General features: G+C 69.6%; 18 protein-coding genes. 7 read left to right on the top strand and 11 right to left on the bottom strand.

Annotated elements, in window-relative coordinates:
- Window positions 1-11 precede the first annotated feature (11 nt).
- The 3 genes from VHB92_RS12520 to VHB92_RS12510 form a co-directional block, all read right to left on the bottom strand.
- Entirely contained in the window at window positions 12-791 is a 780-nt protein-coding gene (locus tag VHB92_RS12520; RefSeq protein WP_325454095.1) for a thioesterase family protein, read from the bottom strand.
- 116 nt (window positions 792-907) lie between these two features.
- Window positions 908-3,064, bottom strand: coding sequence for an RNA polymerase recycling motor ATPase HelR (helR, locus tag VHB92_RS12515; RefSeq protein ID WP_414653109.1), 2,157 nt, complete (start codon window positions 3,062-3,064; stop codon window positions 908-910).
- Window positions 3,065-3,069: 5 nt separating this feature from the next.
- Window positions 3,070-3,321, bottom strand: coding sequence for a hypothetical protein (locus VHB92_RS12510; RefSeq protein ID WP_325454093.1), 252 nt, complete (start codon window positions 3,319-3,321; stop codon window positions 3,070-3,072).
- Between VHB92_RS12510 and VHB92_RS12505 the strand changes: the two genes are divergently transcribed.
- Complete coding sequence (locus tag VHB92_RS12505; RefSeq protein ID WP_325454092.1) at window positions 3,308-3,682, top strand: SRPBCC family protein; 375 nt, start codon at window positions 3,308-3,310, stop codon at window positions 3,680-3,682. The genes VHB92_RS12510 and VHB92_RS12505 overlap by 14 nt on opposite strands.
- 61 nt (window positions 3,683-3,743) lie before the next feature.
- On the opposite strand, the gene VHB92_RS12500 is transcribed toward VHB92_RS12505, so the two are convergent.
- On the bottom strand, window positions 3,744-4,445 hold the full coding sequence (locus tag VHB92_RS12500; protein ID WP_325454091.1) for a TetR/AcrR family transcriptional regulator: 702 nt from the start codon (window positions 4,443-4,445) through the stop codon (window positions 3,744-3,746).
- 70 nt (window positions 4,446-4,515) lie between these two features.
- Between VHB92_RS12500 and VHB92_RS12495 the strand changes: the two genes are divergently transcribed.
- A complete protein-coding gene (locus VHB92_RS12495; protein WP_325454090.1) occupies window positions 4,516-4,806 on the top strand; it encodes a DUF4287 domain-containing protein in 291 nt (96 codons plus the stop codon).
- A 94-nt stretch (window positions 4,807-4,900) separates the two neighbouring features.
- Here VHB92_RS12495 and VHB92_RS12490 read toward each other — a convergent pair whose 3' ends face one another.
- From VHB92_RS12490 to VHB92_RS12475, 4 genes are all read right to left on the bottom strand, one after another.
- Window positions 4,901-5,530: a response regulator transcription factor gene (locus tag VHB92_RS12490; protein WP_325454089.1), complete on the bottom strand. Its 630-nt coding sequence runs from the start codon at window positions 5,528-5,530 to the stop codon at window positions 4,901-4,903.
- On the bottom strand, window positions 5,527-6,651 hold the full coding sequence (locus VHB92_RS12485; protein WP_325454088.1) for a sensor histidine kinase: 1,125 nt from the start codon (window positions 6,649-6,651) through the stop codon (window positions 5,527-5,529). The genes VHB92_RS12490 and VHB92_RS12485 overlap by 4 nt, the downstream gene beginning before the upstream one ends.
- 9 nt (window positions 6,652-6,660) lie before the next feature.
- On the bottom strand, window positions 6,661-7,092 hold the full coding sequence (locus VHB92_RS12480; protein WP_325454087.1) for a hypothetical protein: 432 nt from the start codon (window positions 7,090-7,092) through the stop codon (window positions 6,661-6,663).
- 149 nt (window positions 7,093-7,241) lie between these two features.
- Window positions 7,242-7,820, bottom strand: a complete 579-nt coding sequence (locus VHB92_RS12475) for a helix-turn-helix domain-containing protein (protein WP_325454086.1) — start codon at window positions 7,818-7,820, stop codon at window positions 7,242-7,244.
- A gap of 84 nt (window positions 7,821-7,904) precedes the next feature.
- Between VHB92_RS12475 and VHB92_RS12470 the strand changes: the two genes are divergently transcribed.
- Together VHB92_RS12470 and VHB92_RS12465 are read left to right on the top strand one after the other, a co-directional pair.
- On the top strand, window positions 7,905-8,780 hold the full coding sequence (locus tag VHB92_RS12470) for an SDR family oxidoreductase (protein WP_325454085.1): 876 nt from the start codon (window positions 7,905-7,907) through the stop codon (window positions 8,778-8,780).
- Between the two features lie 99 nt (window positions 8,781-8,879).
- Window positions 8,880-10,169: an MFS transporter gene (locus tag VHB92_RS12465; protein ID WP_325454084.1), complete on the top strand. Its 1,290-nt coding sequence runs from the start codon at window positions 8,880-8,882 to the stop codon at window positions 10,167-10,169.
- Window positions 10,170-10,221: 52 nt separating this feature from the next.
- On the opposite strand, the gene VHB92_RS12460 is transcribed toward VHB92_RS12465, so the two are convergent.
- The 3 genes from VHB92_RS12460 to VHB92_RS12450 form a co-directional block, all read right to left on the bottom strand.
- On the bottom strand, window positions 10,222-10,593 hold the full coding sequence (locus VHB92_RS12460; protein ID WP_325454083.1) for a VOC family protein: 372 nt from the start codon (window positions 10,591-10,593) through the stop codon (window positions 10,222-10,224).
- Between the two features lie 190 nt (window positions 10,594-10,783).
- A complete protein-coding gene (locus tag VHB92_RS12455) occupies window positions 10,784-11,479 on the bottom strand; it encodes a YafY family protein (protein WP_325454082.1) in 696 nt (231 codons plus the stop codon).
- Window positions 11,480-11,574: 95 nt separating this feature from the next.
- Window positions 11,575-12,132 carry a hypothetical protein gene (locus VHB92_RS12450; protein ID WP_325454081.1) on the bottom strand — a complete coding sequence of 186 codons (558 nt, stop codon included), beginning with the start codon at window positions 12,130-12,132 and terminating at the stop codon, window positions 11,575-11,577.
- 258 nt (window positions 12,133-12,390) lie between these two features.
- Here VHB92_RS12450 and VHB92_RS12445 point away from each other — a divergent pair, with 258 nt between their 5' ends.
- From VHB92_RS12445 to VHB92_RS12435, 3 genes are all read left to right on the top strand, one after another.
- Window positions 12,391-13,185: an SDR family oxidoreductase gene (locus VHB92_RS12445; RefSeq protein WP_325454080.1), complete on the top strand. Its 795-nt coding sequence runs from the start codon at window positions 12,391-12,393 to the stop codon at window positions 13,183-13,185.
- A gap of 32 nt (window positions 13,186-13,217) precedes the next feature.
- A complete protein-coding gene (locus tag VHB92_RS12440; RefSeq protein ID WP_325454079.1) occupies window positions 13,218-14,072 on the top strand; it encodes an alpha/beta hydrolase in 855 nt (284 codons plus the stop codon).
- 68 nt (window positions 14,073-14,140) lie between these two features.
- Window positions 14,141-14,949, top strand: an 809-nt coding sequence (locus tag VHB92_RS12435; protein WP_325454078.1) for an MFS transporter, incomplete at its 3' end; no start/stop codon positions are given.

The following is a 14,949-nucleotide window of genomic DNA, read 5'->3' as shown; positions in this document are numbered from 1 at the left end:
CGTCGGGCGGATCACGCCGGACGCTCACGCACGGTGAGACCCTGCACCGAGGTTCCGATCACGCCGTTCTCGTCGTGCAGCACGGTGTGCGTCGCGCCGAGCCCTGTCGATCCGTAGGCCACTATCGTGTCGAATCCGAGCCACTCGCCGTGAGGCTGCGCGAACAGGTGCGCCGTCAGATCGATGTTCGGGAACAGCACGGCCTGAGGCGCGAACCGCGGAGTGATGCCGTTCGCGATGTCGAGGATGCTCAGCAGCCGTCCGGTCGGGCTCACGTCTTCGGTCTCCAGCAGCGCCACGCGCGGACGCAGCCACACCTGCGCCCGCCCCTGGCCGAGCCGCCGGCCGCGCACATCCACGGTGCGCACGAACTCGCCCGGCCACGCGTCGAATCCGCTCCAGTCCTCCACCTCGTCCACACCGGCCATGGGCTCGAAGGCGTCGCCCGCCAGCGCCTGCGTGTCGTGACGCGCCATGAGCCACGCGCGAAGCGTGACGGCGGCCCGGCCTCCGTGGCTCATGCTCGCCTCGACGAGCTCGACGGTGCGGCCGGGGCGCAGCATCCGCGTCTCGACCTCCACGACGTCGATCGGCATGGTGCCGAGGATGTCGAACGAGAGCCGGCCGAGCTGCAGACCGTCGGCGAGACGCGCGGCGAAGGTGCGCTCGATCACATGCGTTAGAAGCCCGAGGGCGGGAGCGATGTGCTGTTCATCCGGATCCCACGCGCCGCCCACCGCGGCAGTGGCACGGAAGCGGGTGTCGTCGAGTCGTTCGAAGTAGGCGGCCACCCTGGGATCGTAGCGATCCCGCCGGACCGCGTCGCCGCCCCGCCGCCTCACCGCACGCGGCAGTCTTCACGATTCTCCGGCCCGCGGTAAATGGGTGGCGGGGCCGGTCGGCGCCGTCAGTCGGTGAGGATGACCAGCTGCTGGGTGGCACGGGTCATCGAGACGTAACGGTCGACGGCGCCCTCGATGCCGTCGCCGAACCGGTCAGGGTTCACCAGCACGACCAGATCGAACTCCAGTCCCTTCACATGCTCGGGGCTGAGCGATCGGATGCGCGCGGTCGGCTCGAACGACGGGTCGCCGATCACGCACGCGAGCCCTTCGGCATGCCCGGCCGCCCACTCGTCCACGATGCGTCGCAGCTCGGAGGTGCCGCCTCGCACCACGGGATGCCCTCCGCTGCGGATCGACGTCGGCACATTCGCGTCCGGGATGGCGGCGCGGATGACCGGCTCGGCGGCATCCATGACCTCCTGCGGCGTGCGGTAGTTGATGCTGAGGGATGCCAGCACCGCGCTGCCCAGTCCCACCCGCGCCAGCCTGTCGTGCCACGACTCGGTGAAACCGTGCCGCGCCTGAGCCCGGTCGCCCACGATGGTGAGGCTGCGGGACGGGCACCGCACCAGCAGCATCCGCCACTCCGCGTCGGTCAGCTCCTGAGCCTCGTCGACGATCACGTGAGCGAACGGGCCGGCGAGCGCGTCCGGATCGGGGGCCGGCAGCGCGGACTCGTCGATGAGCGCGTTCTTCACGTCGTCGCCGCGCAGCATGGTCATCACCATCAGCTCGGAGTCGTCAGCCGCGATGAGGTCGTCGGCGATGCGCTTGCGCCGCTTGCGTTCGGCGGTGAGCGCCGCTTCGCGTTCCCTGGCCCGCCGCACGGCGGCGGGGTCGCCGATCCGCTGCCGCGCAGCATCGAGGAACGGAAGGTCGGACACGGTCCAGGCACGGGCATCCGCGCGTTGCAGCATCCTGACGTCCTCGTCGTCCAGCCACGGAGCGCACAATCGCAGATACGCCGGCACCGACCACAGGTCGCCCACGACGCCCGCCGGATCGAGCAGCGGCCACGCCTTCGCGAACATCGAGGCCAGCTCGTCGTCGCGTGCGAGGTACCGCCTCACCTGGTGCGGAGGCACCTCGTCGTCGTCGACCTGATCGACGAGGATCTCCAGCGCGGCCTCCCACACCTGGTCGCGCGCCTCGTTGTGGGTGGCGGTGGGCTCCGCCGAGTCGAACGCCTCCGCCCACTCTGCAGGTCCGACCTCGACCTCGCCCCATGGCGTCTGGACCACCAGTTCTCGACTCGGCGGCCGCTCGTAGTACCGCACGGCCGCTTCGACGGCATCCACGAGCCGAGCGGATGCCTTCAGCCGCGCCACCCGCTCGTCCGGTTCGTCGTCCGCCGCAGCGCCCTCCGGCACGAGGTCGCGCAGCGTGCAGATCCGCACGCTGTCCTCGCCGAGGCTGGGGAGCACGTCGTCGACATAGTCGAGGTACGCCTGGTGCGGGCCCACGAACAGCACGCCGCCTCCTCCGCCCGCGATCCGCGGCTCCGAGTAGAGCAGGTACGCGGCGCGGTGCAGGGCCACGACCGTCTTGCCCGTTCCTGGACCTCCGTCGACGACGAGGGGGCTGTGCGCGTCGGCGCGGATGATCGCATCCTGATCCGCCTGGATCGTGCTCAGCACATCTCGCATGCGCGGCGAGCGGCTCGTGCCGAGGCTTGCGATGAAGGCCGACTGGTCGTCGAGCGCGACGTTGTGCTCGAGCCCCTCGGCGGTGAAGACCTCGTCCCAGTAGTCGCTGACGCGCCCGCGCGTCCAGCGGTAACGGCGGCGACTGACCAGGCCCACGGGATCCGCGTGCGTTGCGGCGAAGAACGGCTCGGATGCCGGTGCCCGCCAGTCCACCAGCAGTCGTCGCCCCTCATCGTCGGTGAGTCCGATGCGCCCGATGTAGGTGGGCTCGTGCCCGTCCGCGGTCACCATGCGCCCCAGGCAGAGGTCGAGCCCGAAGCGACGCAGGAGCCGCAGCCGGGCGCTGAGCCTGCGGACCTCCAGGTCGCGGTCCATGGCTGCCTGGCCGATCCCGCCCGGCGCGCGGCGCGCCTCGGTCAGCCGCCGCTCGAGGTCTGCGAGCTGTGCGCCGAGGGCGACGGCGAGCGCCTCGAAGTGCTCCTCGTCCGCTCCGATGAGCTCGGGATCCGATTTGGCCGCGAGCCAGTCCGGCAGGGCGAATGCCCTGAAGCCGCGGGGTGTGTTCATCGTCATCGCCGTCATGCGCCGCCCGTCGTTCCGCGCCGGATTTGCGGCGCGATCAGCGATTCTGCACCCTGACCCCGCCCTTGCCGCAAGGCCCCCTCGAGGAGGGATAATGGAAATGCGGGCGGAGCGCGTGACACCAGGTTCGGCGTACCGATCACCGGAATGCCGACGACCGGAATGCCGACCCGAAGGCCGATGACCCGAAGACGCGAGAGCTGAATGTCCGGGAGCCGAATGCCAAGCCGCCACGTGAGCACCGTCATCCGTCGTTCTCCGCAGGATGTCTACGCCTACGCCTCGGATGCGAACAATTTGCCCGCCTGGGCCGCCGGGCTCACGGATGCCCCGATCAGCCGCGACGGCGATGCTCTCGTCACCGAGTCCCCCCTGGGTCGCATTCGCATGGTGTTCGCTCCGCGCAACGAGTTCGGCGTGCTCGACCACTGGGTCACGCTCCCGTCCGGCGTCACGACGTACAATGCGCTGCGCGTAATCGAGCACCCGGACGGCGCGGAGATCATCTTCACGCTGCGCCAGCTGGATGCCACCGACGACGAGTTCGCGCGCGACGCCGGGCTCGTGGCCGCCGACCTCGAGCGGCTGCGCGGCATCCTCGAGGCCTGAGCCGCGACGGCTGAGCCTCAAGCGCTGAGGCTCGAGGGCTGAGCCGCGAGGGCTGAGCCGCTCACGAGGTGCGCGGCCGACTCCGCGATCTCGGCTCGTACGCCAGGAGGAACGCCGCCACGCCTGCGTCGATGACCCGCTGCAGGTCGTCGTCCTGCACGGGGACGGTTCCGCCCGTGAACATGACCTGGTTGCTCGGTATCCAGAGCAGCATGCCCGCGAACTGCTGTGCGGCGAGCTCGGGAGCCGGCACCGCCAGCAACCCGCGCTCGTCGAGCACGGCAAGGCACCTGGCCACCGAGGCGAGCATTCGCAGGAACCCGCGCTCCCAGTATAGGGTGCCGAGCTCGGGGAATCGTGCCGCCTCGGCGATCACCAGCCGGCGCAGCTTCTGGATGCGCGACGCCATGATCGAGCGCGCGAACTGCTCGGCGAGTTGCCGCACGGCCTCCTCGGCGGTCGCCGCCGAGCGCAGGTCGTCGACGAGCGGAGCGAATGGATCGTGGATCTTGTCGCACTCGGCACGGATGAGCGCCGCGAACACGCCCTTCTTGTCGCCGAAGGCGCGATACAGGGTCTGCTTCGAGACGGCGGCGGCAGCAGCGAGCTGGTCGGTGCTCGTGCCGACGTATCCGTTCGCGACGAACACCTCGAGCGCGCTGGCGAGCATCCGATCGAGCTTCTCCTGCGCGACAGGCGATGTGGCGGAGGCTGCGACATGCGATGCGGCACGGGCTGCGGCAGAGGCGGGCTTGCGTTCCATCAGTACTAGACAGTACCGTACTGAGCGCACCGAGTACCGATCGGTACTGTCCATCACGGAGGGAGAGCCCATGTCGTTCCAGGCGTACCTGGACACCATCGAGAAGAAGACCGGACTGACGCCCCGGCAGCTGGTGGACATCGCCCACGAGAAGGGACTGGATGCGCCGGGCGTCAAAGCCGGGCAGATCCTCGCCTGGCTGAAGGACGACTACGAGCTCGGGCGTGGTCACGGCATGGCGCTCGTGCACGTCATCCAGAAGGGCCCGACGATCAGCACCAAGCACGTGGGATCGGACGGCGTTCACCGGGACGAGTCGGAGACACTCTGGCTCGACGGGATCGCCAGCAAGCCAGCCTGAGTGTCCGGCCGGTCGGCGTGTGTCCAGCCGAGCTCGCCGCTTCCAGGATGCCGTGCCAGGCATCCGACGCCGGCCGGCCCCCTGCACAGCGCGCCTAGCGCGAGAGCAGGCCGCGCCGGAAGCCCTCCGCGACGGCCGCCGCCCGGTCGCCGACCCCGAGCTTGGAGTAGATGTTCAGAAGGTGCGTCTTCACGGTCGCCTCGCTCACGTGCATCCGCGCGCCGACCGTGCGGTTGGTCGCACCGCCGGCGACGAGCGCGAGCACCTCGAGCTCGCGGGGGCTGAGTGCTGTCGCTTCGGGCGCGCGCACCCGACCCATCAGGCGTGACGCGACGGACGGCGCCAGTACGGCATCCCCTTCCGCCGCGGCGCGGATGGCCCGTACCAGCTCGTCTCGCGGCGCGTCCTTCAGCAGGTAGCCGGTGGCCCCCGCCTCAATCGCCGGCAGCACGTCCGCGTCTCCATCGAACGTCGTCAGCACGACGACACGGCTGCGGATGCCGAGCCTCACGAACTCGCGGATGGCGCCAACGCCGTCGAGCTGCGGCATCCGCAGGTCCATGAGCACCACATGCGGATCCAGCGCTCGCGCCAGCCCCACCGCCTCCCGGCCGTCCGAGGCCTCGCCGACGACCTCGATGCCCGGGTCGGACGAGACCATGCCGACGATGCCGTCGCGCACGACCGGATGATCGTCGACGACGAGCAGGGTGACCGCGCTCATGCGCGTGCCGCCGTCACGCGCGCCCGGACCGCGGTCCCCCTGCCCGGCCTCGATTCCACGGTGAACTCTCCGGCGATCGACTCGATGCGCTCGCGCATCGCGACCAGACCGAAGCCGCCGTGCTCTCCGTCCCTGGGGCGCTCGACGCGCTCACGCACGTCGAAGCCGCGTCCGTCGTCCCGCACCTCGAGAAGCATCCCCCTGGCATCCGATCGCAGAACGAGCGTGACCCGGTGCGCGTGCGCATGCTTCTCGATGTTGGCGAGCGCCTCCTGCGCGGTTCGGAGAAGAGCCACCTCGACGTCGGTCGGCAGGGCGCCTGCGTCCCCCGAGGTCGTGACCTGCACGAGGATGCCCGTTCGGGCCGACCACATGCGGGCGACGTTCCGCAGCGCCTCGGGAAGACCTGCGGAGTCCAGCGGAGCGGGCCGCAGTGCGTTCACGGATCGCCGCGCCTCCGCGAGACCGTCGCGGGCGAGCGCGAGGGCGGCTTCCTTGTGCCGCCGCCTCGCCGCCTCGTCCTGCGCCTGATCCGCCGCCTGCAACTGCGTAATGATCCCGGTGAACCCCTGTGCCAGGGTGTCGTGGATCTCGCGCGACATTCGCGAGCGCTCGAGCTCGGTCGCACCGAGCCGCTGCTGGGCCTGTGCGAGGGCGACGCCCCAGCCGAGGCCGCACATGGCGACCACGTTCAGCGCGATGACCGCCACCGCCGCCACCGCCCATCCCGCTTGCCCGATGTAGCCGGAGCTCTGCGCGATGCCCGCCACGGTGGCCGTGGCGGCCACGGGAATGAGCTCCCCTGGCCACCTCGCCAGCGAGTAGGAGAACATGAACGACGCGATGGTGAGGAATCCGAAGTAGCCATCCCGCAGCACGAGCACGAAGTTCAGCACGATGAGCACCGTGAGGAACACGGCGATGGCGGCCGGCCGGTCCCGCCAGGGGAACGGCAGCTGACGCATCACGACGATCCAGGCGCCGAAGGCGAGGCACAATCCGAGCGTCGGCGCCACGCGCGACCACTGACCCCATTGCGCGATCAGTGTGTAGACGATCAGGATCCCCAGCACGGTGTACGGGGTCACCGTCAGCACACGGCGCCAGCGCGGATCGACCACGTTCAGACCCTACGCGTTCTTCGGGAACAGGCCGGAGGTGGGCGGCAGGAAGATCAGGATGACCATCGGCAGCAGGATCGCGGCGCAGACGGCCTGCTCGACGCGCATCCACGCCGGCAGGAATCCGGGGATCGCCACGATCACGATCAGCGCGGCGACCACGATCGGGCTGACGATGCGCAGTCGCACGAAGGCCGCGCGCGAACCCCGAGACGCGAACCGCGCGATCAACAGCAGCACCACCCCGCTGGCGAGCACGAATCCGCCGCGAATCCAGATGGCGAGGTCGAGCGGGATGCCTGCCGCGGTCAGCACGATCACGAAGGCGATGAGCGCCGCGCTGACGGCGAGGAAGGCCGTGGTCAGGGCGAACACGGGACGGAAGGCCGAGCGTCGAGCGGCGGCGAGGTCGGATCCGTAGTAGGTGGTTGTCTCAGTCATGACTCCAGCGTCGCGGGCGGCGCGAGCTCTCGGATCAACCGTTCGGCTGCCCTTTGCGACCGATCGGATGACCCGTCGCCGCTCTGGCAATGGCGCGTCGCCGACCGGTGGACACGGCCGCGTAGGGCTACCGCGGAGCCGGTCGCGACTCAGCCGAGCCGCGAACTCGCGGCCCTCAGCTCGTCGAGCGCCGCCGACGTGTAGTGAGCGAGGTCGTGCTCCGATGTCGGATCCGCCTCCGACCATTCGGTGTACCCCAGCTTGAACGCGAGCATCCCCAGCTCGCCCGCGAGCTGCGCCGTGGTCGACGCCACACCACGAGCGACGAGCGCGCTCGTCATCGCCGCCGCCATGCCGACGCTCTTCAGCGCGTCGCGTTCCTGGAGCTCGGTGTTGGCGGCGATGGCCGCCCTCATGCGCGGCCCGAGCTCTCGATTGACCGGCCCCATGGCATCCGACACGCTGCGAAGGCCCGCCGCGACTGCCTCGAGCGGGCTCGCGTCGGCGGGAGCCACGGCGATCCCCTCGACCATCAGCCCGCTCAGCGTCTCCTGGCCTGCGACGAGCAGCTCGCGCTTGTCGGGGAAGTAGCGGAAGAACGTGCTCTTGGTGAGCCCCGCCCGCTCGGCGATCTGCGCCACCGTCGTGGCGTCGTATCCCTGCTCCGTGAACAGCTCAACGGCGGCGACGACCAGGCGTTCCCGCGCACCAGGCTGCCACCTACTCATGCCCTCATCCTACTGATGGGACCTCGGTCCCATCACGGTGCTACTGTGATGAGACAGAAGTCCCATCACCTGGAGGAGCATCGCATGCAGGTCTTCATCACCGGAGGAACCGGTCTGATCGGATCGGCCGTGGTCGCCGAGCTCGTCGGAGCCGGCCACCACGTGGTCGCGCTCGCCCGATCCGAGGATTCGGCCGAAGCACTGAGAATGGCGGGCGCCTACCCCGTGCGCGGAGACCTCGGCCACGTGTCCACGCTGCGCGACCGGGCCGCGGATGCCGACGGCGTCATCCATCTGGCGTTCCGCAACGACTTCAGCGGCCCCGACGCGCTCGCGCACGCCATCGCCGAGGAGAGCGCGGCGGTGGCCGCCATGAGCGAGGCGCTGATCGGCAGCGGAAAGCCGTTCGTCACGGTCTCCGGAACGCCGCCCGTGCCGGGGCGGACCTCGACGGAGCATGACCCCCTGCCGACGGACGGACCCGTCGCGGGCCGCAGCCGCGCCATTTCCGCGCTGTTCGAGCTCACGTCTCGCGGTGTTCGCGCCGTCGCCGTGCGGATGCCCAGAACCGTGCACAACGAGGGCAAGGGCGGATTCGCCGGGCTGCTCACCGACATCGCACGCCGCACCGGCGTCGCGGGGTATCCGGGTGACGGCTCCCAGCGCTGGCCGGCCGTGCACGCGCTCGACGCGGCGGTGCTGTTCCGGCTGGCGCTCGAGCGCGGCGAGGCGGGCACATCCTGGCACGCGGTGGCGGAGGAGGGAGTTCCGGTGCGCGAGACCGCCGCTGTGGTCGGCAGGCGACTCGGGCTCCCGGTCGAGCGCGTGCCCGAGGAGGCGTTCGGCCCACTCGGACCGATCTTCGCCATGGATCAGCCGTCATCGAGCGAGTACACGAGGCGAGTGCTCGGCTGGGAGCCGACGCATCCCGGCCTCCTCGACGACCTCGAGCGCATTTAGGCCTGACGCTGCTGGGCGGCGCCGGCGGCGGCATCCGTCATATGTCGTTCCTCCGAACATACCTCCGATAGACTCTTACCGGAGAGCGGGGGTTCGACGATGCAGGATTCCGACCCCCGCGCGCCGCGAAACGTCGCGGCTGGCCGCCCACGGCGGTTCGCGGCACTGCGCAACCGCAATTCGCGCCCCTACCTGTTCACCTCCGGGCTGTCGATGATGGCCGACAACACGGAGCACGTCATCACCTACTGGGTGCTCTGGCAGACGTTCCACTCGCCCGCGCTCGTCGGATTCCAGGTGATCAGCCACTGGCTGCCGTTCCTTCTGCTGTCCGTCTGGTCGGGCACCCTGGCCGAGAAGTATGACTGCCGCAGGATCATCCAGGCGGCGCAGGGCCTGTTCATGCTGGTGTCTGCACTGTGGGGCGTGCTCTTCCTCACCGGCACGCTGCAGGTCTGGGAGGCGTGCGTGCTGCTCGTGCTGCACGGCCTGGCCGGATGCATCTGGTCGCCGGCCGAGCAGCTCATGCTGCACGACTTCGTGGAGCGCGACGAGTTGCCGAGCGCCGTGCGCCTGAACGCCACGTTCCAGAGCCTGGGCATCCTGTTCGGTCCTGTCGTCGGCTCCGTGCTGCTGCTCTGGCTCGGGCCCACCTGGGGCATCTTCGCGAACGTCCTGCTCTACCTGCCGATGACCGTCTTGATGTGGCGCACGCCGTTCACCGGGCACACGAGGGATGCCGGACTGCTCGCGGACGCGCCGCGGGTGCGGTTCAGAGACACGGTGCAGGTGCTCAGGCGCATCCGTTCGAATCACCTGATCATCGCCATGATCATCATCTCCGGACTGACCGCGCTCACGGTCGGGAACGCCCTTCAGGTCTCCATGCCCGTGTTCGCCGGCCGGCTCGGAGCCGGCGGCGAGGGCGATCTCACCTACGGCATGCTGCTGTTCGCCATGGGGTTCGGCGGCGTGGCCGGCGGCTTCCTGCTCGAGGCCACCGGATTCGTGCGACCCACGCTGCGCGCGGCCGTCGCCTCGACCGTCGTCTTCGGCGGCGCCACGCTGGCGTTCGCGCTGACCGGCAGCTACGTGCTCGCACTCGTAGCGCTCGCGGTCGCGGGCTGCGGTGAGGTCGCGTCGCTGTCCATCACGGGCAGCATCGTGCAGCTGGAGGCGCCGGCCGCCGAACGAGGGCGTGTCCTCGGCGTCTACGGGATGTTCGCCTCCGGTCTGCGCACCGGAGGCGGCGTCACGCTCGGTGTGCTCGGCGCTCTCGTCGGCGTCATCCCTGCCGTCGGCACGTTCGCGGCGGTGCTCTGCGTCGGCGCGCTGGGCGCGTGGTGGTTCGCGGCGCGGCCAGCGCGGCCTGCGCGTCCTGCGCGCTGACGGGCTGCGGCGAGCGCTGCCCCTCGGAGACGGATGCCGGATGCCCGCCCGGTCATACCGGCCGCGTGAACAGGTTGACGAGATTGCCGTCCGGGTCGCGGAACAGCGTGGAGCGGTTGCCCCATGGCATGGTCGTCGGCTCGAGCACGACATCGGTCAGGTGCGGGCGGAGCCGCTCGAGCTCGCGGTCGACGTCATCCACGAGGAACTCGATGATGATGCTCCCCGCCGCGTGCGGCACGGGCGCCGCGGCACCCAGCATCCGCACGGTCGCGGTGGCGCCGATGGCGAGCGTCGCTCCTGACCCGCGGATCTCGGCGAAGACCGGCGCCGGTCTGACCGCCTCGGTGCGTGTCACGAGCTCGTAGAAGTCCACGAGTCGCGCGACGTCGTCGGTGATGATGCGAATGGAGGCGAAGGGCATGGTGTCTCTTTCGTCGGAATGACGACCGGCGGGCCGCCGACCGTTCCATCATCGACCGACCTCGCGACACCGTCGTGTCGGTGTTTACGGATGCCGTCCTCATCGGACGGTCTGCTCGGCACGATCTCCGGCGGCACGATCTCGGCGGCCGGTCACTAGGCCGGTCACTGGCCCCTTCACCTCGTGCGCATCACTCCGGCACGATCGGGCGCAGCTCGCCGAACGGAATGGCCAGGTCTTCGGCCCTCACCGTCCTGACCGGCGGGTGTTCCCCGGTCGGCACCGCCTCGAGCACGCGATCGCCGCGGAAGGCGCGGATGCCGTCCCGCAGCCGGCACCAGCTCACGAGGTACCAGTCCTGTCCCTTCCCGATGTAGCCGAGCGGCTCGATCTCGCGGCTCGACTCCCTGCCGTCCGCGTCTCTGTATCGGATGCGCAGCACGCTGTTCTCACGCAGGGCGCGCGCCAGTACGGCAGGGGCGTTGCCGTGGCCGGCATCCTCGAGCAGCTGGATGCGCTGGGCCAGCAGCGCCGTCCGTCGTACGTCGTCGGCACTCAGCACCGCGGAGATCTTCCTGCTCGCGCTCAGTGCCCCCTCACGGAACGGGCTGCGGGCGAGCTGTCCGAGTCCGATCGTCACCGCGAGCGCTTCGTCCATCGTCAGCCCCAGCGGGGGCAGCGTGTGGCCGGCGTCGATGGTGTATCCCCCTGTGCGACCGGCATCCGCCCAGATCGGCACTCCGGCGGCCTGAAGGGCACCGATGTCGCGCTCGACGGTGCGCGCGCTCACTTCGAAGCGGTCTGCCAGCCAGCGAGCGCTTCGCCGGTTCGGAGCCGCGGCCCGCAGTTCCTCGACGAGTGCGTAGAGCCGGTCGGTTCGAGTCACCCCAGAACTCTAGGTTCGACGGCAGACGCTCGTGCCGGGTCGCGCCCGCCCGCAGGCGCGTTTCGACCGTATCCGCCCTGCACGCGGTCGACGTCTCAGACGTCCGGGTAGCGCTGGTGCTCCGAGGCGGGAACGAGGCCCAGTGCGTCGATGATGTGCGCGGCGGCCTCGTCGGGCGAATGGCGTTCGGTATCCACGGTGAGCTCGACGGGCGGCTGCTCGGTCGAGACTTCGCTCGCCCGTATCCGTCGCAGGGTCTGCACGTCGGTCAGCTTGGCGAACTCGCGACGACTGGGCAGACCGATCCGCCGTTCCTGCTCAGCGAGGCCGACGGTGAGCCGGACGAATCTCACTCGCCCGCCGCGGCCCTCCACCGCGCGCCGCACCCGCTCCGGGAACCCGGAGAGCACCGTCGGCTCGGGAGCGAAGGTGAAGATCAGCGAGGTTCCCGTTTCGGCCGCCTCCTCGAACGTGGCCAGCCAGAATTCCTCCCTCAACCGCACGAACGACGGCGTACCGAACGGGAAGACGGCCGTCAGAGCATCCACGATCAGGTGGTTGTGGAACAGGCCGAAGTTCAGCCGAGCCGCGAGTGCTCTGGCGACCGTGAGCTTGCCCGCCGCGGCGGGTCCGTGCAGGAAGACCAGGTCCATGCCGGCGATGCTATCGGCGCCTGTTCGTGGCGGTCGCGAATTGGTGGTTGCCCGACGGTCGGAACGGGCGTACTAATGAGTCACACCAGGCACGAAGCCTCTCGGCGCTCACGACCCGATGTGCCCGAACCGTTCGCTCTTTCCACCTCACGTGCCTCGGCTCTTCTGGATCGTCGGCTCCGGCACGCTCTACCCGCTGGATCGCCTGCCGCACCGGTGCAGCAGGTCGATCCGGCTCCATTCGAAATGAGGAGACGCGTGGATCTCCAGCTCACCGACAAGATCGCGGTCGTCACAGGCGCGAGCAAGGGCATCGGCCTGGCCGTGTGCCGTGCGCTCGCTGCCGAAGGAGCCAGGGTGGTCGCGGGCTCCCGTGGCGGTTCCGCCGAGCTGGATCGGCTGGCGGCCGAGCATCCGGTGAGCTCCGTGCTCGTCGATCTCGGCGATGCAGACGGACCGGACCGCCTCGTCGAGCAGGCGGATGCGTTCGGCGGCCTCGACATCCTGGCCAACAACGTCGGCGCCGCTCCGCTGCGCAAGGACGGGTTCCTGGCCATCACCGACGAGGAGTGGCAGAGCACGATGAACCTGAACTTCTACGCGGCGCTGCGCACCACGAGGGCGGCCATCCCGCGGATGCTCGCGCGCGGCGGTGGAAACGTCGTCACCATCGGCTCGGTCAACGCGTTCCTGCCCGACCCCGGGGTGATCGACTACTCGGCCGCCAAGGCTGCGGTATGGAATCTGTCGAAGTCGCTCTCGAAGGAGTTCGGGCCGAGCAACCTGCGCTTCAACAGCATCAGTCCCGGTCCCGTGGAAACCGACCTCTGGATGGGCGAGCACGGAGTCGCTCAGACCTACGCCGCCGAACACGGCGTGGATTTCGAGACGGCCAAGGCCGAGGCCGCCGCCAGCCAGGGCGGGTTCTCCACCGGACGCTTCACGAAGCCATCCGAAGTCGCCGATCTCGTGCTGCTTCTCGCCAGCAACCGGGCAGGCAACGTGAACGGATCGGACTTCATGATCGACGGCGGGCTCGTTAAGACGCTGTAGGCACCACACTCTATTCACGCAAGGAGACCGCAATGTCCGATACCGCCCCCGTCGTGTTCATCCACGGCCTGTGGATCCACTCCTCCGCCTGGGCACCGTGGCAAGAGCTCTTCGAGAGCAAGGGATACACCATCTCGGCCCCAGGTTGGCCCGGCGACGGCGCGACCGTGGCCGAGACCCGGGAGAACCCCGACGCGCTGAACGGAGTGGGCATCGAAGCGATCTGCCACCACTATGCCGATCTGTTCGAGCGGGAAGGCATCGAGCCGATCGTGGTCGGGCACTCGTTCGGCGGCCTGATCGCCCAGGAACTGCTCGCGAACGGTTTCGCCACCGCCGCCGTCGCCATCGACCCTGCGCCCATCAAGGGCGTCAAGATCCTGCCGTTCGCTCAGCTGCGCTCCGGGCTGCCGGTGCTGGGCAACCCGGCCAACAAGGGACGTACCGTTTCGCTGAACGCGGCGCAGTTCCGCTATGCGTTCGGCAACGCGATCTCGGAGGAGGAGTCGAACGAGCTCTTCGAGAAGTGGACCATCCCCGGTCCGGGCCGCCCGCTTTTCGAGGATGCGACCGCCAACTTCAAGCGCGACTCGCCCGCCCGCGTCGACACGCACGCGGCAGGCCGTGGGCCGTTGCTCCTGACCTCCGGAACGCTCGATCACACCGTGCCGCGGTCGGTGACCGTCGCCGTCGACAAGCTGTACGCAGACAACACCGCCTCGGTCACGGACTACCACGAGTACGAGGGCAAGGGTCACTCCCTCACGATCGACTCCGGCTGGACCGAGGTGGCCGACGACGTGCTCGCATGGCTGGCGGCCCAGGGATACGCGCCGACGCCTGCGGACGCCGCCGGCGCCGCGGACACCGCAGAAGCATCGTCGTAGGGCGGCGCACCATGCAGGATGCCGCCTCCACGGCCGGCCATCACTGCCGCGGCGGCGCTGGGTAGGGCATGCTCTCTCCGCGCGCCACACTGATCGTCGCGATACTGGCATCCTTCATCGCCTTCCTCGACGGCTCGATCATCAACGTCGCCCTTCCGGCGATCGAGACGGACCTCGGCGGGGGAGTCGGAACGCAGCAATGGGTGCTCGACGCCTACCTGCTGGCGCTCGGCTCGTTCATCCTGCTCGCTGGGTCGCTCGCCGATTCGTTCGGACGACTGCGGATCCTGCGTTACGGGCTCGCGCTGTTCGGGATCGGCTCCATCGCATGCGCGTTGGCGCCGACCGCCGGTGTGCTGATCGGAGCGAGAGCCGCGCAGGGCGTGGGCGCCGCCCTCCTCGTGCCCAGCTCGCTGGCCCTCATCACGGCAGCCTTCCCCGACGAACGCAAGGGACGTGCCATCGGATCCTGGACCGCGTGGACGAGCACGGCGTTCATGATCGGCCCGCTGCTCGGCGGAGTTCTCGTCGATTCGCTGGGCTGGCGGCTCATCTTCGCCATCAACGTGCTGCCGATCGTCGTCACCCTCGTCATGACCGTGCGCGCTCGGCGAGAGGCGACCGCCGGGCGCGCATCCATCGACTTCGTCGGGGCCGCGTCTGCAGCACTCGGCCTCGGCGCAACCGTCTTCGCCCTGATCGAGCAGCAGAATCTGGGCTGGACGCATCCGGCAGTGCTCGTGCCGTTGTTCGCGGGAGTGGCGCTGCTCGCGGGATTCCTGGTGTGGGAGAGACGGGCACGCCATCCGATGCTGCCGTTGTCGCTTTTCGCCGTGCGCAACTTCCGCAACGGAAACCTGGCCACCGCCGCGAACTA

It is taken from the genome of Humibacter sp., assembly GCF_035547335.1.
GTDB lineage: Bacteria > Actinomycetota > Actinomycetes > Actinomycetales > Microbacteriaceae > Humibacter.
The sequence above is the reverse complement of the archived record's forward strand: the minus strand, read 5'-3'. Positions and strand labels throughout refer to the sequence as shown.